At 41.3% G+C, this 21,590-nt stretch carries 22 protein-coding genes; 9 read left to right on the top strand and 13 right to left on the bottom strand.

Going from position 1 to position 21,590, the window contains the following annotated elements; all coding sequences use genetic code 11:
- Nucleotides 1-130: 130 nt before the first annotated feature.
- From FTU00_RS07805 to FTU00_RS07795, 3 genes are all read right to left on the bottom strand, one after another.
- Nucleotides 131-1,180, bottom strand: coding sequence for a 3-deoxy-7-phosphoheptulonate synthase (locus FTU00_RS07805; protein ID WP_180179457.1), 1,050 nt, complete (start codon nt 1,178-1,180; stop codon nt 131-133).
- A 538-nt stretch (nt 1,181-1,718) separates the two neighbouring features.
- Nucleotides 1,719-2,243 carry a hypothetical protein gene (locus tag FTU00_RS07800; RefSeq protein WP_180053223.1) on the bottom strand — a complete coding sequence of 175 codons (525 nt, stop codon included), beginning with the start codon at nt 2,241-2,243 and terminating at the stop codon, nt 1,719-1,721.
- Nucleotides 2,244-2,473: 230 nt separating this feature from the next.
- Nucleotides 2,474-3,586: an S-(hydroxymethyl)glutathione dehydrogenase/class III alcohol dehydrogenase gene (locus FTU00_RS07795; RefSeq protein WP_180053222.1), complete on the bottom strand. Its 1,113-nt coding sequence runs from the start codon at nt 3,584-3,586 to the stop codon at nt 2,474-2,476.
- Between the two features lie 120 nt (nt 3,587-3,706).
- Between FTU00_RS07795 and FTU00_RS07790 the strand changes: the two genes are divergently transcribed.
- The 3 genes from FTU00_RS07790 to FTU00_RS07780 all read left to right on the top strand — a co-directional run bounded on the left by FTU00_RS07790 (nt 3,707) and on the right by FTU00_RS07780 (nt 6,625).
- Nucleotides 3,707-5,260 carry a phospholipase D family protein gene (locus FTU00_RS07790; protein ID WP_166138148.1) on the top strand — a complete coding sequence of 518 codons (1,554 nt, stop codon included), beginning with the start codon at nt 3,707-3,709 and terminating at the stop codon, nt 5,258-5,260.
- Between the two features lie 263 nt (nt 5,261-5,523).
- Complete coding sequence (locus FTU00_RS07785; protein WP_125278624.1) at nt 5,524-5,961, top strand: hypothetical protein; 438 nt, start codon at nt 5,524-5,526, stop codon at nt 5,959-5,961.
- A 172-nt stretch (nt 5,962-6,133) separates the two neighbouring features.
- A complete protein-coding gene (locus tag FTU00_RS07780) occupies nt 6,134-6,625 on the top strand; it encodes a pyridoxamine 5'-phosphate oxidase family protein (protein WP_159122904.1) in 492 nt (163 codons plus the stop codon).
- Between the two features lie 60 nt (nt 6,626-6,685).
- On the opposite strand, the gene FTU00_RS07775 is transcribed toward FTU00_RS07780, so the two are convergent.
- The 7 genes from FTU00_RS07775 to FTU00_RS07745 all read right to left on the bottom strand — a co-directional run bounded on the left by FTU00_RS07775 (nt 6,686) and on the right by FTU00_RS07745 (nt 13,547).
- Entirely contained in the window at nt 6,686-7,270 is a 585-nt protein-coding gene (locus FTU00_RS07775) for a uracil-DNA glycosylase family protein (protein WP_159122903.1), read from the bottom strand.
- A 32-nt stretch (nt 7,271-7,302) separates the two neighbouring features.
- Nucleotides 7,303-8,013, bottom strand: a complete 711-nt coding sequence (locus FTU00_RS07770; RefSeq protein WP_159122902.1) for an SGNH/GDSL hydrolase family protein — start codon at nt 8,011-8,013, stop codon at nt 7,303-7,305.
- Nucleotides 8,014-8,171: 158 nt separating this feature from the next.
- Nucleotides 8,172-9,230 (bottom strand): fatty acid desaturase, encoded by a 1,059-nt coding sequence (locus FTU00_RS07765; RefSeq protein ID WP_125278627.1) that lies wholly within the window; start codon nt 9,228-9,230, stop codon nt 8,172-8,174.
- A 410-nt stretch (nt 9,231-9,640) separates the two neighbouring features.
- Nucleotides 9,641-10,384, bottom strand: coding sequence for an SDR family oxidoreductase (locus FTU00_RS07760; protein ID WP_004785546.1), 744 nt, complete (start codon nt 10,382-10,384; stop codon nt 9,641-9,643).
- A gap of 50 nt (nt 10,385-10,434) precedes the next feature.
- Nucleotides 10,435-11,133 (bottom strand): histidine phosphatase family protein, encoded by a 699-nt coding sequence (locus tag FTU00_RS07755; protein WP_034702771.1) that lies wholly within the window; start codon nt 11,131-11,133, stop codon nt 10,435-10,437.
- Complete coding sequence (locus FTU00_RS07750; RefSeq protein WP_180179456.1) at nt 11,130-12,251, bottom strand: phosphotransferase family protein; 1,122 nt, start codon at nt 12,249-12,251, stop codon at nt 11,130-11,132. The genes FTU00_RS07755 and FTU00_RS07750 overlap by 4 nt, the downstream gene beginning before the upstream one ends.
- Nucleotides 12,252-12,305: 54 nt before the next feature.
- Nucleotides 12,306-13,547: an acyl-CoA dehydrogenase family protein gene (locus tag FTU00_RS07745; protein WP_180179455.1), complete on the bottom strand. Its 1,242-nt coding sequence runs from the start codon at nt 13,545-13,547 to the stop codon at nt 12,306-12,308.
- A 94-nt stretch (nt 13,548-13,641) separates the two neighbouring features.
- On the opposite strand from FTU00_RS07745, the gene FTU00_RS07740 reads away from it, so the two are divergent.
- Both FTU00_RS07740 and FTU00_RS07735 read left to right on the top strand, forming a co-directional pair.
- Nucleotides 13,642-14,559: a LysR family transcriptional regulator gene (locus FTU00_RS07740; protein WP_125278631.1), complete on the top strand. Its 918-nt coding sequence runs from the start codon at nt 13,642-13,644 to the stop codon at nt 14,557-14,559.
- Nucleotides 14,560-14,720: 161 nt separating this feature from the next.
- A complete protein-coding gene (locus FTU00_RS07735) occupies nt 14,721-15,338 on the top strand; it encodes a thermonuclease family protein (protein WP_180179454.1) in 618 nt (205 codons plus the stop codon).
- Nucleotides 15,339-15,533: 195 nt separating this feature from the next.
- On the opposite strand, the gene cydB is transcribed toward FTU00_RS07735, so the two are convergent.
- Together cydB and FTU00_RS07725 are read right to left on the bottom strand one after the other, a co-directional pair.
- Entirely contained in the window at nt 15,534-16,538 is a 1,005-nt protein-coding gene (gene cydB / locus FTU00_RS07730; protein ID WP_180179453.1) for a cytochrome d ubiquinol oxidase subunit II, read from the bottom strand.
- Nucleotides 16,535-17,980 carry a cytochrome ubiquinol oxidase subunit I gene (locus FTU00_RS07725; protein ID WP_159122896.1) on the bottom strand — a complete coding sequence of 482 codons (1,446 nt, stop codon included), beginning with the start codon at nt 17,978-17,980 and terminating at the stop codon, nt 16,535-16,537. Before FTU00_RS07725 ends, cydB begins: the two co-directional genes overlap by 4 nt.
- Before the next feature lie 260 nt (nt 17,981-18,240).
- On the opposite strand from FTU00_RS07725, the gene FTU00_RS07720 reads away from it, so the two are divergent.
- From FTU00_RS07720 to FTU00_RS07705, 4 genes are all read left to right on the top strand, one after another.
- Nucleotides 18,241-18,684, top strand: coding sequence for a MarR family winged helix-turn-helix transcriptional regulator (locus FTU00_RS07720; protein ID WP_180179452.1), 444 nt, complete (start codon nt 18,241-18,243; stop codon nt 18,682-18,684).
- Nucleotides 18,681-19,880, top strand: a complete 1,200-nt coding sequence (locus tag FTU00_RS07715; protein WP_180179451.1) for an MFS transporter — start codon at nt 18,681-18,683, stop codon at nt 19,878-19,880. The genes FTU00_RS07720 and FTU00_RS07715 overlap by 4 nt, the downstream gene beginning before the upstream one ends.
- Before the next feature lie 149 nt (nt 19,881-20,029).
- Complete coding sequence (locus FTU00_RS07710; RefSeq protein WP_034702754.1) at nt 20,030-20,236, top strand: helix-turn-helix transcriptional regulator; 207 nt, start codon at nt 20,030-20,032, stop codon at nt 20,234-20,236.
- Entirely contained in the window at nt 20,233-20,457 is a 225-nt protein-coding gene (locus FTU00_RS07705; protein ID WP_166138169.1) for a hypothetical protein, read from the top strand. Before FTU00_RS07710 ends, FTU00_RS07705 begins: the two co-directional genes overlap by 4 nt.
- 150 nt (nt 20,458-20,607) lie before the next feature.
- Here FTU00_RS07705 and FTU00_RS07700 read toward each other — a convergent pair whose 3' ends face one another.
- Nucleotides 20,608-21,588: a GlxA family transcriptional regulator gene (locus FTU00_RS07700; RefSeq protein ID WP_180179450.1), complete on the bottom strand. Its 981-nt coding sequence runs from the start codon at nt 21,586-21,588 to the stop codon at nt 20,608-20,610.
- Nucleotides 21,589-21,590: the final 2 nt, after the last annotated feature.

The following is a 21,590-nucleotide window of genomic DNA, read 5'->3' as shown; positions in this document are numbered from 1 at the left end:
TTAATACTCATTGTTTTAATTTTCAAAATATCGAATTGTTGCTTTCAGCATTTAGAAAAATACTTCTGAACAACCATATCCGATCATAATATCTTTCCTCAACGAATTGAGGAAAGATAAGATCGTGAGTTTAAGCGCTACGCTTTAAACTTTCGCATCGCAGTGAATCAGCCATATTTAACAATAATTGCTCGGTTTTTGTCCAGCCCAGACATCCATCAGTCACTGACTGGCCGTAAACCATATCTTCAGAGATTTTCTGATTGCCATCGACCAGATGACTTTCGAGCATTACACCCCGCACATTGCTGTGCAAACGTTCAGCGACGATCTGCTCCAGCACTTCAGGTTGTAGCATTGGGTTTTTTGAACTATTACCATGACTGCAATCAATAACCAGGGCCGGCAAATCGGTTGAGTGTTTCGCTTTAATTTTTTCAATTTCAGACAACTGGTAGTTCGGACCACTATTTGAACCACGCAGGATCAAATGTGCTTTTGGATTCCCTTTTGAGCTCAGGATACACGGCAGACCCGATTGGCTCATGCCCATGAACTGATGTGGATTGGAAGCTGACTGAATAGCATCAAGAGCAATTTGAATCGAACCATCTGTCCCATTTTTGAAACCGATGCTGTACGGCATATGGCTGGAAATTTCACGGTGAATTTGTGATTCACTGGTACGCGCGCCAATCGCACCCCAGGCCAATAGATCATCGAAATACGCCGTTGCCATTGGACTTAAGATCTCTGAGGCAATCGGCAGGCCCATGCCAATCAGTTTTAGGTACAGTGCACGAGATTTTTCCAGACCCAATTGCATATTGGATGAGCCATCGAGTTCTGGGTCATACAGGAAGCCTTTCCAGCCTACGGTGGTACGTGGTTTTTCAATATAAGCCCGCATAACCAGGAAAATTTGATCAGAAACCTGTTCCTGAAGCTGTTTTAATTTTTCTGCATATTCCAGTGCGGAAGCTTCATCATGAATGGAACATGGTCCGGTAATCACCATTAAACGGTGATCTTTACACTCTAAAATATTTTGAATAATTTGACGCTGTTCAGCGACTTGTACAGCCAATTGCGGAGACAGTGGCAATTGCTGCTTAAGTTGCTGTGGCAAAGCTAAAATGGTTTCTGTTTGATGTTGTTGTGATGTATTTGCAATATTCATGACTTTAAATCCTGGGACTGGCAATCAGTCCAAACTTTTATTTGAGCGTTATGGGTCTAATCGAAGATGTCGAAAGCGTCATTAGCTGGCTAAAGTAAGACCAATAAAAGTTGCTAAAGTATGAATAGTTAAAGTTTGTCATGGCTGTCTCCAAAAAATTGTTAAATCACATGCATAAAAAAACCTGATCAGGGTTGCCGATCAGGTATTAACTGGTGGGCAACCTTTTCATTGCCCAAACGCATTCAGGCAATTATCTAAACTGCCAGAAATAAAAATAAGCGTTTGAAATGATAGGTTGCTTTAACATGTTTATGTCTTTCATAAAAATGTGAATCTGAAATTAAAATACGCGCTCTATCCAGTTTTGACAAGTAGTAAATATAAAAAAATATTTATCAGTATTTATACTTTTACTTATCGCCCTAGAATTCTAACCTTTCAGATATTAATAATGGACAAAGTCGTGACGGTCAGCAGACTTTGCCCATTTCCTTAAAACCAAGAGCATATTAGATCTTGGTTTTGGCATTTGCAATTAACGGGTTACGCGATTCCATGCATCACGTACTGCAAATTTTGCCTGTTCCCAGTTCAGACGTGACTGGCCTTTTACTTGCTCCCATTTTACTTTCAGATCGCTTTCTACGTCTTCAAAACGGGTATTAGCATCATATGCCCCACGGTTTTCATAACCGACACGATAGGCCGCATCATAGTCACGATCGTAATCTAAATCGCTATACGTGGTACGGGCATCTGAATAATAAGGGGTTTCAACGGCATTATCTCGCCAGAATGCTGCTTCTTCAGTCGGGTTCACAGCTTCGCCTACGCCTTTACCTGCGAGACCACCGACCACTGCCCCCACAACACCGCCTACTGCTGCACCAACAGGACCGCCTGCTGCACCGACCGCTGCACCTGCAGCTGCACCACCGGCGGCACCTACGCCTGTACCAATAGGATGTGCACCTGGCTCGCCGCTAATTGGATCGGCATTTAAATCATCACGGACATCTTTAGGAGAATTTTTAATACGATCAAATCTATCATTCGACATAGAGCTTATCCTTATTCTTTAAAATGATTCTTAAACATGGTTTTAATCGCGTCTATCGATACGCTTCTATTCACTATAAGCATCTGGCATGTAATGACCTTAGAAGCCTTGTGTTTTTTAGGTAAAGCTCTGTGGTGCTTTGATAGGCAAATGTATCTGATATATTTTAATTATTAAAATAAAAGGCCGGTGTTTACCGGCCTTTATGAAGTTTAAATCGCTAAATCATTTTAATCAAAATGAATCACGCTACGGATCGATTTGCCTTCATGCATCAGATCAAAGGCTTCATTGATCTGTTCTAATGGCATCTTATGTGTCACAAATGGTTCTAACTGAATTTCACCTTTCATGGCCTGTTCAACCATGCCCGGTAATTGAGAACGGCCTTTAACACCACCAAATGCCGTACCCATCCATTTACGGCCTGTGACTAGCTGGAATGGACGAGTTGAGATTTCTTTACCTGCACCTGCTACGCCAATAATCACAGACTGACCCCAGCCACGGTGTGCACATTCTAGTGCTGAACGCATTACGTCGACATTACCAATACATTCAAAAGAGTGGTCTACGCCCCAACCGGTCATTTCCACAATCACTTGCTGAATTGGCTTGTCATAGTCTTTTGGATTCACAAAATCAGTAGCGCCAAACTGTTTAGCCAGTTCGAATTTATCTGGATTGGTATCCACGGCAATAATACGGCCGGCTTTGGCTTGGCGAGCACCTTGTACAACTGCAAGACCAATACCGCCTAAGCCAAATACAGCGACGCTATCGCCTTCCTGTACTTTAGCAGTGTTATGTACTGCACCAATACCGGTAGTCACGCCACAGCCCAATAAACACACTTGCTCATGGTTAGCTTCAGGGTTAATTTTCGCCAGAGAAACTTCTGCAACGACTGTATATTCAGAGAACGTTGAACAGCCCATATAATGATAAATCGGCTGGCCATTATAAGAAAAACGGGTAGTTCCATCTGGCATTACACCTTTACCCTGAGTCGCACGAACCGCTACACACAGGTTGGTCTTACCCGATTTACAGAACAGACATTCACCACATTCTGCTGTGTAAAGTGGAATCACATGATCACCCGGTTTCAGACTCGTCACGCCTTCACCTACCTCAACGACCACACCCGCGCCTTCATGGCCTAAAATTGCTGGAAATACGCCTTCCGGATCATCACCAGACAAGGTAAATGCATCGGTATGACATACGCCAGTATGGCTAATTTTTACCAGTACTTCACCTGCTTTTGGTGGAGCAACATCTACTTCCACAATTTCTAATGGCTGACCTGGGCCAAATGCAACCGCTGCACGTGATTTCATGTAAAACGATCCTTTTATTACTGATTTACAGATGGTTAACAGTAACCTCTTTCTATTCGGAGATTCAACCATTAACATCACAAGTTGAGGAATAAAACCCCTATAACTAATGGAACATCAATGACTAAGCCCTCGTCAATTACATGTTTAAGTATTTTTGTTTTTAGCCTGACTATTTCTGGCTGTGAATTAGCTCCCAATACAGCAAAAGAAGAAGCTATTACTCCAGTACAATCGACCCACTGGATCAGAGAGGAACAACTGCCACAGATTCAGGAAGGGAAAACGGCTTATCTGCCTTTATATGACGGTTTTATGAGTATGGCGGCAAGGTTATATCTGATTAATCAAGCCAAATACCATCTCGACCTGCAATATTACATCTGGAAAGATGACTATATTGGCAACATGATCCTCTCCCAATTATTAAAAGCCGCAGACCGTGGCGTGAAGGTTCGGGTTCAGATTGATGACCAGAACGGGACTCAACTGGATGATAAGTTGCTGGCCTTAGCCCAGCATCCTAATTTCGAAGTCCGACTATTTAATCCTTATAAATTCCGTCAATTGCGTGCCCTGGATTACGGATTCCGTATGAAATATATTAATCCGCGTATGCATAACAAACTGATTATTGCGGATGGTACGGCAGCGGTCACAGGTGGTCGGAATATCAGTAGTGAATATTTTGATGCCAGTAAGGATTTTCAGTTTAGCGATGTTGATATTTTCTTTGCCGGAAAGCCAGCACACGATGCGAATCAAACCTTTATCAAATTCTGGAACGATGATCTAAGCTATGATATCCGACAAGTTCTAAATGATTCGGGTAATCCACAACTTTTAAAACGACTAAGAACTGAATTTAAAGAAGATGAAGTCGATAAAAATGAATTGAAACGCCGAGTCGGTATTGCGGAGCAGCAGATTGATGAACAACTGAGAAAGCGCCCGATCAAATGGGGAAATGCCTATTTTGTTGCCGATGCCCCTTCCAAGGTTCGTCGTAGCGCCCAGAATGGCGATTATATTTATACCCATATGCTGGAACTCATGGGTGAACCCAAAGACCACCTGGAATTGGTTTCTTCTTATTTCATTCCTACTCAGGAAGGTGCGGATTATTTAAGTAAACGTTCCCAACAGGGTGTCAAAATCAGAATTTTAACCAATTCTTTCCAAGCAAATGATGTTGCTTTGGTTCATGCCTATTATCAGCAATACCGTAAACAGCTGCTCAAGAATGGAATCGAGCTCTGGGAATTCAAACCTTATATTGAACGGCCAAAACGGACCTGGTATGAAATTATGACCGGTAATATTATTCCGGCCAAAAATAAGAACAGTTCCAGTTTACATGCCAAATTCTTTGATCTGGATGGCATGGTATTTATTGGTTCCTTTAACTTTGATCCACGCTCTGCCTATTTAAACACTGAAGTCGGTCTGGTGATTGAATCTGATCAGCTCCAAGATGAAATTACCAAGTCCTTAAACCAGTATTTACCCAGAATGGCTTATCAACTGAAGTTAGATAAAGAGGGTGAGATCATTTGGCTGGAACACCAAAAAAATGGTTCAGTCATTCAGCATAATCATGACCCTGAAACGACACAGTTCCAGCGTTATATGATGAATCTGGCAACAAAATTCCCGGGAGAATGGTTAATGTAATGACAGATACATTGCAATCAAATTACATTTAATGTGATTTTTCCTTAATTGATAGTTGGCTTTGGATATTTTAAATCTTTATTGGTGATAAGCTGAACAATATAAAATTGACTAAATCTCTAAATCGGGTTTTTATACTTATATTTTTCAGCTTATTTCTTATATATTAATCAGATCAATACCTACAAAGGTTTTACCTATTCCGTTGATTGCTCTAAAATTACACTTTTCCAGTATTTTGCGAATTTTCGCTTTCCACTCCCATGCAATTTTTTGATTTAAGTCGTCAGTTTAAACTCAGTGATATTCTCACCCCTGTTAAGACCTTGCAGGATCTGTCTCAACAAGAATGGTTTTTAGCCAAAATACGGGTTGAACATGACTGCCTGTCTGATTCGGACTTGGTCGAAGGTCAGGTCGTACTTAAATCTAATCAGAATATCCAGGTCGAACTGGAATGGCTGATTCAGGATACCGGTTATGAATTACAGGTGCTATTCAAAGGTGTTGAAACCGAAGCTTCTGAAGAAACACTGGTGATGGTTAAAGGCGCGCAACTGGTCGATGAACAACAGCAACTGATTTCTGCACAAGCTTTAAGTTTATGGATTGACGGGACATTACTCCCGATGTTGCCGAATATCCGCAAAGAAATTAAAGCGCGCTTAAACCTGTGGGATTATGTGGAATATGATGGTTAATTCATTTTTCCATTTCTAAAATTTGAAAGAGCCATATCGGCTCTTTTTCGTTTACAGGGAATTTACCTAATATATTTAATTGGTTAAATTGCCCTTGCCTGAATATTTTTATGGCAATGCCTATTTTAGACATACAGATTAAGCTTGATTAAAATAATAAAGAGAAAACATCATGATTTCCCCTTCTGAATGGCAAAATATCCGTCAAGTTGTTGCAGATGCGCAGCGTGCAGCAATGCATTGTTCGATCGCAACCGTCAATCCCCGAGGCTTTCCTAGTATTACTCCGATCGGAACTGTCTTTCTGGATCAGCAGTCTAGTACAGGTTTCTTTTTTGATACTTACTCCACCACCTTCTCTGAAAATTTACAGCATCAGCCACTTGCCTGCATTCAGGCTGTGAATAGCAGCAAACTGTTCTGGTTAAGTTCCATGTTCAAGGGAAAATTTAAGCATTATCCCGGTGTACGTTTATATGCAGAGATTGGCTCTTTACGTCCTGCAACAGCGGAAGAGATTGAGAAAGTTGAATCTCGTATCTCTACATTAAAATGGAGTAAAGGTAGCAAACTGATCTGGTCCAGCTTTCATCATGTTCGGGATATTAAAGTTAAGGATTATCGCTGGGTCGAATATCCCAATATGCAGGTAGAAAATACTTAAATACTTTCTAAAAGTAAGCTTATTTCATAAATATACTTAATATTTATATTTATTCATAACTCAAATTAGACCGACATGCTCGAACATCATCCGGTAACTATCTGCTTTCTTATCCAGAGCCAAAGGATAAGCCCGGGATGAAGATGGCATCCGGTATAGATACAGGTCACGGCCAAGAAAATGTGCCTGTGTTGGCTCACCTATACCGGGTTTCAACGTACCTTCAGGCATAGAGAGCATCAAAGTATCTGTGGCCTTGTCGCCTGTAGTCATGATGTGGTTGCAGTCCGGCATTTTCCCTAATAGATCCTGCAAATTGGTTAGCACTACAATTTCTAGAAATTTATCGGAAGCATTTCCCTTCAGGCGTCGGATCTGATAAGCACTGTCAAAAATCGCAATCCCCGTTTCAGTTAGAAACTCACGGATTAGATGTTCCTGAAATTTTTTATTAGGTAAGTCCAAAAAGTAATCTTTATTTTTAAAGAAAATTAATCCAAATATCCGCCACATATCATTTTGGTAATTCGGATAATAAAAATTCATTTTCCAGCGCGTTGCGGGTGGCGGAAAACTGCCCAACATCAGTAATTTGGCATTGGGCGGTAAAAATGGCGGTAATGGATGGGTTTCAATATCCGACATAAACTGTTCCAGATTCAGGTATTTCAGTTATTTTAGAATGCCTGACGGATCTTGCTAGCAACTTCTTGTCCCCAAAGTGTATAAACTTCCTTACTTGGATGAAAACCGTCTTTGGCCATTTGTAAATTCATGGCCCGATATTTTTCAATATCATATTCAATCCATTGCATGTTGATCTGCTTGTTCACAAATTTTTCCAGCTGCTGGTTCATGTGTTTGGCATATTGACCAAATAACCAGGCCAAAGGATTCGGTAAAGCCGGGAACATATTCATTGGAGGAACACCGGCTGCAATGACCAGTTTTGGATTAAACTTTTGCTGGATTTTGCCATAAAACTGTTCCTGCTTCTTGATCCAGACATCGGCAGGCATGAGCTTAGTCACATCATTCACGCCGACTGAAGTCACGACCACATCATAGGATTTAGCTTCAATCTGGTCTAAAGTACGAATGACCTTTGAGGTGGTATCGCCCGTTTTTGCCTGTAACTTCCATTCAATTTCAAAGTCATTTTTTAGCTCATTCAGAATCGCGCCAAGTAAGGCATCATTCTGATGATCTACCCCGACCCCTGCTGCTGCTGAATCACCCACAATCAGTAATGAAAGTTTTTTGCCTGTTCCTGTTTGGCCTTCACGTGCACCCTCTGGTTCTGGAAGTTTTATCGTATTTTTTTTGACACGGTTACCCTGAATTACGAGCGCGGGAATTAAGGCGATAGTGGCAGCTTTGAGCAACATAATGGACTAATTTATATAAAGATATGATTAATTTTACTGCAATTTATGGATTACGAGTAATACCTCAGCAGTCATTTTTAATGAATATTCACGTAACTTTAACTAGCAAAATAAAAAAATCCCGGCGTTTAACGGGATTTTTTAATGTGGCTGATATATCAAACTTTATGATCATTCCAGCGGTTCATGCGCTTGAACGTCCCAATATCATTAAAGCGTACACCCACTTCTTTCATGACTTTATGCGCCGTTTTAGAGGTCAACTGACGTATATAAAAGGGTTCTTTGACCACAAAATGATGGATCGCATGAGTTGAACCGAAATTACAGCAAAATAACTGGAATGGCACCATCCACCATGGATTCAGTACCTGAGTCTGCTTGATGACATCGCGTGGATCAATATCACCATAATAATGCATATTGGAGCTAACGAATTGCAGGCTAAAAGAACGGATAAAATTCGGAATGATCCAAATTACTGCCAAGAAATTCACGAGCGGCATAGCTTCGATGATACTTTCCGACCAAAGCATTTCATAACCAAAGATTGGTGCAACGGCATTGCCTACATGAAAGACTACAAATAAATAGCACAGACCATAATAAATCAAGCTTAATGGCAAGAAGCCTAATAGCTGAGAAATCATGGCAACTTTACGTTCTTTTTCAGGCTGTTTTTCCATAAAAAGATGAATCATTTTAAACATCTGAAAAGGACGTAAATAGACCGACATCAACTGGTCACTTATCACTAGTATGCGGCGAATCCCCCATGGCATACCATTACTGATGCCACGTTCTTCAAGATCATATTCAGTGCCTGAATATTTATGATGATGCAAATGCATGCGTCGGCGAGCCCATGGGCTAATTGTATTTGGACGAGCCAGCCACACTAAAGCCAACATTAAATGATGTGCCCAAGGTGTTTTTTTGAAATACATATAATGAATCAGGTCATGTTCTAATTCATGTGTCAGTGAAGCAAAAATTGCAATTAGGGGAATGGTGAACCACGCAGAAAGATAACCATATCCATATGCCAATGCACATGCAATCATCCCCGTCCAGGCAAAACCTAAAATACTCGCACCAATGAAATTCTGATGTTTAAGTATAGGATAACGGGTACGTATTTCTTCCCCGGCCTGTGTAACGATATTTCTGACCTTAGAGATTCGCTGTTGGTCAGTCATATCCGAAGATGTAGACATATGGACAACCTTTGATTTCTGAACAGTTGTACATTAAAGGAATTTATAAAAAAGAGAAGTTATCTTTCCACTTTCGCAGTGAGTATGTCCAAGTTTTGGGCAGTTTTAGTAATTTTTTTAAGATCAAGAATAAAGCAGAAAAATAAGGAGATATTTTCTATAAAATTTATCGTCTAAAAATTATCTTCTTAAAAATTTAATTATTTCTATTCTGATAGAATTTTAATTTTATATAGAAATAAAATTTATTCATCATCAAAGTGTTAATGACTTTTAGAGATTTAACTAATTATCTTAGTAATTTATAACGTTTTTAAATCCGATACCAGAATTATCCTACCTACTTTTATCCAAAATTTTGAATATTAAAAAGTAAAAAAGCCCCGAATGGAGCTTTTTAAATTGAGGTTTTAACCTAATTTATTGACTAATTTTAGCGGCAATACTTTCATTGCCAGACCGAGTGGCAACCAAGGCCATTTCGGTACATAGGCTTTGACTGGCGCTTTCTCAATTTCTTCTGCCAATAAGCGTGAACCCGTTTTCTCATCCACTTCAAATGGTAATTTTTTCGCGCCTTCATTAATTTCAGTACGAATATAGCCTGGGAAAATGGTCGTAACTTTGATCGGTGTATCAATCAGTTCAGCGCGAATGCCTTCAGCCAGATGTGCAACCCCAGCCTTACTTGCGCCATAAGCGGTCAAGTGTTTTGGCATACCACGCATTGCGCTCATCGATGAAATCATTACCAGATGACCGGAGTTTTGTGCGCGGAAAATTTCCACTGCAGCTTCACATTGTGCCAATGCAGAAATAAAGTTGGTTTCGACAGTGGCTTTATTGATTGCAAAATTACCTTTACCAATCCGGCGGCCTTCACCTACACCGGCATTGACAATAATCCGGTCAATGGTGCCAAAGTCTTCTTTAAAGGCACGGAAAACTTCAAAAACCTGATCATAATTGGTCACATCCAGTGTTTTGGCAATGACTTTAATATCATATTGGCTCTCGAGTTCCTGCTTCAAAGTTTCCAGACGTTCCAGACGACGTGCACAAATCGCCAGGTTATACCCTTTTTTTGCAAATTCACGTGCCATACCGGCACCAATCCCTGAACTTGCACCAGTAATTAAAATCGTTTTAGCCATATTTTTACCCTATCCCTTTATTTTATAAGGTGTTTTATCTTCAATAATTTTTAAATCCAGGTTAGCAGGTCTGGACGCTGTGCTTTAATAAAATGATGTTCATTCAAACTGAGTAGCTGGGGTTCATTTCCGACCAGACGCAATGTAGTAATGCTGGTATTGGTAATTGCCCAGTTTAAAGCGAAAGTTTTCTCCGGACTCAGACCCAGGATTTTGCCTACCGCCACAGAGATGACGCCACCCGAGGTATACACGATTGCATAGCGCGGTTTAGTTTGCGCAAGCTGGTCACATAAATTTTGCAAACCGGTTTCTACACGGCTTTTAAAATTGGGCCAGGATTCATCATATTCGTGGTGATAATCATCACAGGTCCAGCGAGCAATCGCTCCACTAAAGATCTTGCTCAAATAATCTCGCGGATTGGCATGTTCTGAGACATCCTGCTTAAGCAGTTCAGGCTGATTAAAACGCGGTTCATAACGGGCAAAGACCTGCTGATGATTAAACTCATTCCAAGCACTATCGGTCAAGATCTCGCTTTCAGGAAAACATTCATCTAGAGATAACTGTGCCGTCTGTTGATGACGTTGCATAGAACCAGCCACTACATACGGTGCTTCTTTCAGAATTTCATCAAAATAACGACCGAGCAATTTTGCCTGTAGTTCCCCATTTGGCGAAAGCTGATCATAACTGGCTGCCCCGAAAGATGCCTGTCCATGCCGGATCAAGTAAATGGTGGTCATTTTGGCATTAACTCTTTAAATTTCAGGATATATTTTTGTGCAATGTCATTGGCTTCAAGCTTTTGTAGACCAATCAGTTTTAAGGCACGAATATGCAAGGCATGAATGACTACCCAAAAATCCTTAAAGGCTGGATTGTTGGTTTGTTTGTGGTAATAACGATAATAGATCTGCTGAGCAATTACCGAGAGACGGAAAATCCCAAACACTTCATAGAATGTCCAGTTTTCCGGTTGCAGACCGGTTTTCTCCAAATAGTAATCGACCACTTCTTTACGGGTAAACATACCTTTTAAATTGGTCGGCTGGCGACGTGTTGCTTTAAAAATGGCATTGTCCGTATCTTCTACCCAATAAGCCAAGGCAGAACCCAAGTCCATCAGCGGATCACCCAGGGTGGCCATTTCCCAGTCCAGCACCCCAATAACTTCAGTTGGATTCTCTAGATCCAGAATGACATTATCAAAACGCCAGTCATTGTGAATGACACAGGTTTTAGAATCAGATGGAATATTATCTTTCAGCCAGTTACGCACGTATTTAAAAGATGGAACATTTAATGTTTTGGCTTTTTCGTAACGTGCATCCCAGCCTTCTACCTGACGACGGCAATAGCCTTCACCTTTGCCTAACTTTTCCAGTTCTGTACCAGTGTAAGGAACTTGGTGTAGTTCGATCAGCTTATCAATCACATTAATACATAGAGTCTGGATATCTGATTCAGTCAGTTGTAATTCAGGCGGCAGCTTGGCACGCGGAATAATACCTTCAATGCGTTTCATCACATAAAAATCACAGCCAATGACTGATTCGTCCTGACAAAGTGCCACCATTTCAGGTACGACTGGATAATGGTCAGCCAAGGCTTTTTGTACATGATATTCACGTGCCATGTCATGCGCAGATTTGGCTTTAGTCCCTTGAGGCGGACGACGTAAAATTAAATCGGCATTGGCATATTGCAAACGATAAGTCCAGTTAGAAGCTCCACCTGAATATTGAGTAAGCTCTAAAGGACCTTCTACATTTACTCCTTGTTGATTTAACCACTCTGTGATGGCCTGTACATCCAGTTCCTCACCTTCACGAACTGATCCACCTACATCAATGACCGCCATAATTTTTCCTTAAAATCTTCTAATACGTTTCAATGTTCTATATATGAAGCCAGCTTATTTTTTACGACGTGTGCTATAACCACGTTTTGCCAGTTCCAGTTTGGCAATCATGCCTTTATGCACTTCATCCGGGCCATCGGCCAGACGTAAGGCACGGGCTTGGGCAAAGAATCCGGTCAACGGTGTATCACGAGAAACACCCGCACCACCGTGGATCTGAATCGCCATATCCACAACTTTTTCCAGCACACTTGGCGCAACGACTTTAATTGCAGAAATTTCAGTCAATGCTGCCATATTCCCTAAAGTATCCATTTTATAGGCAGCATACAAGGTTAATAGTCGAGCCTGATCAATGGCAACGCGAGCTTCTGCGACACGTTCCAGGTTACCACCCAGTTTTAAAATCTCTTTACCAAATGCGGTACGGCTCATACCCCGATCAATCATGAGTTCTAATGATTTTTCAGCAGCACCGATGCAACGCATACAATGGTGAATACGGCCTGGCCCTAAACGACCTTGGGCAATTTCAAAGCCTTGACCTGCCCCCCCAATAAAATTCGAAACTGGAACACGAACATTATCAAAGCTGACTTCGCCGTGGCCATGTGGCGCATCATAATCACCAAAGACTGGAAGCATCCGTTCGATTTTTACGCCTGCAGTATCGACTGGAACTAAAACCATGGAATGCTGATGATGACGGTCTTTGGATTCATCTGGCGTATGTGCCATAAAGATGATGATTTTGGCATTTGGATCACCCAAACCCGAAGACCACCATTTACGACCATTCAAAACAATTTCATCACCTTCAACTACCGCCGTCGCCTGCATATTGGTAGCATCACTAGAAGCCACTGCAGGTTCAGTCATACAGAACACTGAACGGATTTTCCCTTCCAGAAGTGGCATTAACCATTGCTGTTTTTGTTCTTCAGAACCATAGCGCCACAGTACTTCCATATTGCCGCTATCTGGTGCATTACAGTTAAAGACAGTAGGTGCAATTAGGCTTCGTCCAGAAAGTTCAGCGATATGCGCATATTCCTGAACGGATAATCCCTGACCTAATTCTGGACAAGGCAAAAACATATTCCAGAGACCTGCCGCTTTGGCTTTATCTTTCAATGTTTCAAGTTCTGCCGACCATTGCCATTTGGTCCAGTCACCGCCTTGATTCAGTTCATGTACCTGATGCCAGAAATCAGCCTCGACAGGTTCAATTTCATCAGTAATAAACTTTTTTGTTCTATTTAAATAATCCTGTGCACGTGCTGACAGCTCAAACATTGCTTTATCCCTCTGAATATTCTAATTCATACGCTTTACAACACCTTAACCCAAAACTTATTATGAATAAAATGATTTAATTCCATATAGTAGTATGCATAGTATTCATTCAAAAACCGTGATGGATCTACGAAATTTTCATCGTATTGATATTAATCTTTATCCACTTTTTATTGCCATTTACGAACAAAACAGTATTTCTAAAGCTGCGCAAATTCTATCGATAAGCCAGTCAGCGGCCAGTCATGCTTTACAACGTTTAAGACAGCATTTACAAGATGATTTATTTGTGCGAACCGGTAGCAAGATGCAACCTACGCCGTTTGCGGATCAGATCTATCCTGAAATTAAAAATGCACTTTTTACGATTCAGAATATTTCGATGCAGCATCAGCAATTCAGACCGGAATCGATTCATAGCTTAAAAATTGCTGTACATGACGAAATTGAACCCATGATCTTTCCTAAACTGGTTCAACATTTCCAAAAAATTAACCTGGATCTTCAACTGAGTAGCATGAAACTCGACCGTAAAAATATTGCTGCAGATCTCGCCTCTCAACAGGTCGATTTTGTTATTGATCTGGAGCAAAGTATTAGTGAAAAAATTCAGTTTGAACGACTGGTACAGGATGAATTCGTGGTCTGTACACAACGAACAGAAATGAATGAACAGATTTATCTGGCCTCACCTCATATTGGCGTTTCCTCACGCCGTACGGGAGTTTTAGTTGAAGATATATATTTAAGTCGAAAACATTATTCCCGACAGATTTTTTTACGTTGTCAGCACTATTCCACAGCCCTGCAAATTCTGGAACAGCAAAAGACTGCCATGCTGACAATTCCTAAAAATGTTTTGACTCATCTACAGTTAGCAAACTGTCTGAATATTTTTGACGTTCCTGTACAACTGCCGAAAATTAATATGGGGATGTATTGGCATAAAGATTTGCAGGAGAATAAAAGACATCAATTTTTGAGAAATGAAATTTATAAAATTTTTGCTTAGGCTATTTATGAGATAATTTAAACTTGCTTAGGCTATTTTTATTATCAGGTTTTAGGATTGAGATTGGCCTAATTTGATAGTGCTTAGGCTATTTTATCGGTACAAAACTAAACACTGATTGATGGCTTTTTAAGCCCTATGCGGAGTGGCTTTGATCTAAAATGGCTCAACTTTTAGCTGTGTTTATGCGGCTGTTTTTGCTGATTTGGATCTTGCCCTTGTTACATCTCTCCACCACCTGGCAAATTGTGCTGGGCTTCGTACTTCTGTGTTTTTCTTATTATTTGCTGCATAAAATTACGGTGTATTTAAAGGACCTATTTCGCCCCTTTAAGAAAGGTAAGAAATATTGGTGCCGGGTAAGTGCGGTCAGTGATGGTGACACCCTCACCTGCTACCGTTTTAATATCCGTCGCTCTGAGACCAAATTACGTTTTGCCTATGTCGATGCACCTGAATCTTCACAGGCCTATGGTAAGGAATCACTACGCCTGGTTCAAAGTATGGTTAAAAATAAAATGATTCGGGTACAAATTACGGATATTGACCGTTATGGTCGCTGTGTCGGTGTGGTCTATCGTTATCGCAAGAATATCAATGAAGAGATTGTGAAACGTGGTGCGGCATGGGTTTATGAGGAATATATCCGGGATAAAAACCATTTACACTATATGATGGAACTACAGAATAAAGCCAAAAAGCAGAAAAAAGGGTTATGGAAAAACAGCCGCCCTGTCCGTCCAAGTGTTTATCGTAAACAGATCAAAGCCTCATCTTGATATTTTAAAAATCAAAAATTTAGCCTATAAAAAGGGATTTGTACTAACAAATCCCTTTTCTTTGTTCATTTAATATACCTAATAGGCCAAATGCACCAGAAAGCGGAATGCCCCTGCAATAAGTGCTAGTGTCAAAAAACCTGCAAGCCATAAGCCGACAAACCATACTATCTGTTTGCGTGTCATAACTGCTCCTTAATGATAACCATCATCTCCAACACGTACCTTGTGTCGGAATACCCAATAGGACATACAGGTATAAATCACGATAATCGGAATCAGAATCAAGGCACCAATCAAGGCAAATAACTGACTATTTTCATGTGCCGCTGCCTGCCAGATCGTGACTGATGGCGGAATAATATATGGCCACAGACTAATCAGAAAACCGGTATATGCCAGGAATACCAGCACCAGCATATAGGAAAATGGACCTAGTTCACTGCGTCTTTTACAGGCGCGTAAGGCCAGCCAGGTAAACAATATGACCAAGATCGGTACGGGCATAAAGTAGGTAAATTGTGGCTGGCTGAACCAACGCTCCGCAATTTGCGGATGGATCAACGGCGTATAAACACTAACAGCGCCTAAAATAATCAGTAAGGCTATAATCAGCTTCGGCATCAGTTTAAACATACGATCCTGTAAATCATCACCGGTTTTATAAATGAGCCATCCACAGCCTAATGCTGCATATAGCACCACGACACTGACTCCGGTAAAGATACTGAAGGGGCTAAGCCAGTCCAGACCACCGCCCACATAGACACCATTTCGTGTTTCAATTCCCTGAATATATGCACCCAGGATCATCCCTTGCAAGAAACTGGTAACGATCGATCCCCCAATAAAGGCTTTATCCCACCAGTGTTTGCTTTTATTCGCCTTAAAACGGAACTCAAAAGCGACACCACGAAAAATCAAGGCGATCACCATCAGGATAATGGGCATATATAGCGCTGAGAGTACCGTCGAATAAGCCAATGGAAAGGCAGCAAATAATCCGGCGCCCCCTAGAACCATCCAGGTTTCATTACCATCCCAGACTGGAGCGACCGTATTCATCATGACATCGCGTTCATCCTGATGCGGGAAGAATGGAAATAGAATACCAATTCCCAGATCGAAACCATCCAGAATGGTATAGACCAGTACACCCAGGCCAATAATCGCAATCCAAATTAATGATAAATCAATCATTTTTTATCCTCCTGATCCGGATGTTCAGGAACTTCTTCAATACGTTCGCGAATACTGCTCAATGGTCGACGGGAAGCCTGAACCACATCGCTATCCGATTCATGGTGTGGTCTGGAATGAATAAATTCTGGACCTCTATGCATAAGGCGCAACATGTAGAAAATTCCTACGCCAAAAACAACACAGTACACCACCACAAAGATAATCAAGGTTAGACCGACCTGTTCAGCTGACACTGGTGATAATGCATCTTTGGTCCGCATAATGCCGTAGACTACCCAAGGCTGACGGCCGACTTCTGTGGTAAACCATCCTGCCAGCATGGCAAGAAATCCGGATGGACCCATGATGAGTGCAAAACGATGCAGACCACGTGACTCATAAAACCGTCCTCGAGTACGTGACCATAATCCCCAGAGTGCAAGCAAGAGCATTAACATACCCAGCCCGACCATAATCCGGAAACTCCAGAACACCACCAGTGAATTGGGTCGATCTTCAGGTGCAAAATCTTTAAGCCCCGTGACTTTTCCATCCATAGAATGCGTCAGAATCAGGCTACCCAATTTAGGAATACCAATTGCATATTTGGTTTCTTCAGCTTGCATGTCTGGAATCCCAAACAGGTATAAAGGCATTCCTTCATCATGATTGGTTTCCCAATGGCCTTCCATCGCGGCCAGTTTGGCTGGCTGATGTTCAAGCGTATTCAGACCATGCATATCCCCCACAAAAATCTGTAAAGGTGCAAGTGCCAGAATCAGCCACATGGCCATGGAAAATGAAGTTTTGACTAAAGGATCTCGACGGCCCTTGATCAGATGCCATGCCGCTGTTGAGGCTACAAGTAAGGCGGAGACCAGAAAGGCGGCCATTGCCATATGAGCCAAACGATAAGGAAAAGACGGGTTAAATACGATCGCTACCCAGTCTTGCGGGACGATCAGGCCATTTTCAATCGCAAAACCTTGAGGGGTCTGCATCCAGCTATTGGAAGATAAAATCCAGAACATGGAAATACAGGTGCCGATTGCCACCATTAAAGTGGAGAAAAAGTGCGCTCGTGGGCCAACCCGATCCCAGCCAAAGAGCATGATACCCAGGAATCCGGCTTCTAAAAAGAACGCAGTTAAAACTTCATAAGCCAGCAAGGGTCCAGTCACACTTCCCGCGACCCGGGAAAACTCACTCCAGTTGGTTCCGAACTGATAGCTCATTACCACACCGGATACGACGCCCATACCAAATGCGACGGCGAAAATTTTGACCCAAAACTTGAACAGATCCTGAAAAATCGGATTTTTAGTCTTTAACCAGCGCCATTCCAGAATAGCCAGAAAACTTGCTAATCCGATTGAAATTGCAGGAAAGATAATATGAAAAGATACAGTAAAGGCGAACTGTATTCGTGCTAACTCTAATGCAGTTAAACCCAGAGTCATAAACTTCACCTATGCAGTGTTATTTGGCATATCTGCCCTTCAGTTATTAAGTGATGGATTTTTCTAGTGCTTAGGTAGCTTAGGCTGAATCATTCTTAAAAGTATGTAGTCTTTTGTTGATTGTTTTTTAATCAGGTTAAAGACTTGTAATAACTTAGTCAAAAAGACGTTAACCATGCAAAAATTTTCAAAATTTCCCTCTTGTTTAATTGAATAAAGAGGCGTAGATTAGGCACAATTTAGTTAGCCAGGTTAACTATATGTTTCAACCCTCTTCCAGATTTCGTTCACTGTTGCTGCGTTGCGCACGACTCATGAGTGATGAAATCAATACGATTTTATTATCCTCCCAACTTAATTATTCCTTATGGCAAGTGCTCTATACCATTCAATCCCAACAGCAATGCACGCTGGTTGATATTTCAAGCTATTTAAATGTTTCAAAACCAAGCATAACCAAACGTATCCAGCATTTAAGTGAACTCGACTTAATCTGCCAGATCGAAACCGAAGATAAACGTCAGAAATTATTCAAACTCAGCGAGCAAGGGGTTAAAACCTTTAACCTGTGTTCCAAACAGATTGATGATTTTGAAGATCAGTTACTGCAACAGATTGACGCACATGATCTGCAAAGCAGTAAAAACACTTTGGTACAGCTGATTCAGCAATTACATCCTTCATCTCAGGAAACACCACAATGAGCCAAGATCAAGCCCGCTTATGGACCTCTAATTTCGTCCTGGTCAGTCTGGTTAATTTCCAGCTTGTTCTGGTGTTTTACCTGCTGGTGATTGTGATTGTCGGTTTCTCGGTCGCTGAACTGGGAGCATCGACTGCACAAGCCGGTCTGGTATCCGGTCTGTTTATTGTCGGAACGCTAATTGGACGCTTATTTATTGGGAAATTGCTGAATCGTCTAGGACTGAAAAATACTCTGGTGATTGGCCTGACTGGCTTTTTGCTATTTTCCGGACTTTATATGATTCCGGCCAAACTAGAAGTGTTATTGGGTATTCGTCTGATCCACGGCTTTATGATGGGTATGGCCTCTACCGTACTCGGCACAGTAATTGCGCAAACCATTCCGGCAACACGACGTGGTGAAGGTATTGGTTATTTCAGTATGAGCAGTACGCTTGGTACAGCGATTGGTCCTTTTGTCGGGATCTGGCTGATGACGAATTTTAATTATCAGGTGATTTTTATCTTCACCACTATCGTTGCGCTCAGCTGCCTGATCTGCGGTCTGTTTATCCAGCCGCCGCGTCTTAAAGCAAGTGGTACATCGACTTCATCTGTTCCACAATCTGCCAGTAAACTCGCTCAGTATGTAGAGCCGAATGCCTTGCCGATTGCTATCATTGTCCTGCTGGTGGCTACCTGTTATTCAGGCGTACTGTCCTTTATTCACTTCTATGCCAAGGACATCAATCTGGTCGAAGCAGCCTCATTCTTCTTCCTGATGTATGCCTTTGCCATTCTGCTGTCACGTCCTTTTACTGGCCCATTAATGGACCGCAAAGGTGAAAACATCATTATCTATCCTGCAATCATGATTATGGCAGTAGGTATTCTGATGCTGAGTCAGGCACAAAACTCTGTGATGTTACTGGCGAGTGCCGCGTTATTAGGTTTTGGTTTCGGTAATATTCAGTCAGTGTGTCAAACCATTGCTGTAAAAAGTACCACTTTGCAACGGATGGGTCTCGCCACCTCGACTTTCTTTATTGCACTGGATGCCGGTCTTGGTTTCGGACCTTATTTCCTCGGTATGCTGCTGGATCAGGTGGGTTATCGTCAGCTTTATTTGTTTTCCGCAGTGCTTACCTTTAGTTGTCTGATCTGGTATTACCTGCTGCATGGCCGCAAGGTTAAATCGACCTCAGTCAAAGCATAAACCAGCTGATTCAAAAATTTTTAAACGGGCATTTAGCTCGTTTTTTATATCTCAATCTTTTAAATGACACTTATTTTTATCATTATAAAATATATAGTTTACATAATGTTAAATATATATTACATTTTGAATGATGTTGGAGTAAAGACATGTTAAAGAATGACATCATCGTGTTCCGTGCTAAAAAACGTTGGACACAACAACAGCTTGCTGATGCAGTGGCAGTCAGCCGCCAAACGATTGCCGCATTAGAAAAAGAGAAGTACAACCCTTCCTTGATTCTGGCATTCAAGTTAGCAAATGCACTTGAAACGACGATTGAGGAACTGTTTAGTTATGCCGAGGAAGTAACATGACACTATATTGGGTATTGATGGCTAGTATCTTAAGTATTGTGGTGGCTGTGATTTGCTGTGAAATATATAAAATACGCTTTGAATGCTCACAGGAAGCCAAAGACGAAAGAGGAACAATGATTTTATTAAAGCAGAAGTCATTATCCTATAACATTTTATTTTTGGGGATTAGTTCAGCCTTTTTGATCATCATCGGATTTGAAGGTTTCGGACTAAAATAGTTAGAATGTGAAATTTTCATTTACTGGATTATGTTCACCGGCTTCCTGCAAAGCATAGCATCAACCATTTATACGCATTATTTACGTAAAGATATCTTTAGCTAATATGTATGCCAAGAGAGATTTTCGAATCTTTCTTTTTATCAAAATCTAGAAACGTCGGCTAAAACGACGGCGATATTCTAAAGGTGTTAACCCTGTTTTTTTATAAAATAAACGCCGAAATGAACTTGGATCCTGATAGCCGACATTTTGCATAATCAGATCTATGGCCTGATCGGTTTCCTCAAGACGTTTGCGTGCCGCTTCAATACGAATGGCTTGCAGATACTGGTTCGGTGCAATATTTAGCACCTGCTTAAAATGCCGGATTAAAGTACGAGTGGTGACATTAAAACGTTCTGCCAGCGCATTTAAAGTAAACTCTTCATGAAAATGCTGCTCTAACCAGTCCTGAACCTTTTGCACCAGTTCATCATGATGTGGTTGACCAATCTTCATTAATGAATAAGACAATTGGCTATCGCGTCGATAATCAATTACAAAGGATTTGGCAGATTGCATGGCAACTTCAAAACCATAGAAACGTTCAATCAGATGCAAGCCTAAGTCAAACCAGGCCAAACCTCCACCTGCACAGTAAATATTTTGATCCCGGCTAATCATTAGATCGGCATTCAATCTCACTTGAGGATAACGTGCACGAAACATGTCCTGAAAGCCCCAATGCGTTGTCGCCACACGATCATCTAAAATACCAGCTTCTGCCAGAAAGAAATTTCCGGTGCAGTTTCCAGCGATTAAGGTGGATTGTGCATGAGCAGAAGTTAGAAACTGAATCAGGTCTGGATTTTCATCCAGTACCTCTTGTATAGGTGCGGCGATGGTCGGCACTACCAGAATATTTGCTGTTTGAATTTCTTGATATGAACAATGAGCTGGTAATTCCAGGCCGTTAATACAACGAATTGGTTGTCCATCTGGACTGGCGATCCTGACTTTAAACAGGCGTTGCACATTTTGCTGCTGAATCCGATTCCAGCTGACGCCAGCCATGGCGAATAAGTCGACGACACCTGTAATTGCTGAAGCCAAAGCACCATCAAAGCCTAAAATCACTACCTGTTGCATAT

This window comes from Acinetobacter sp. YH12041, from assembly GCF_013419975.1.
Lineage (GTDB): Bacteria > Pseudomonadota > Gammaproteobacteria > Pseudomonadales > Moraxellaceae > Acinetobacter.
This window is presented reverse-complemented; position numbering and strand designations above follow the sequence as displayed.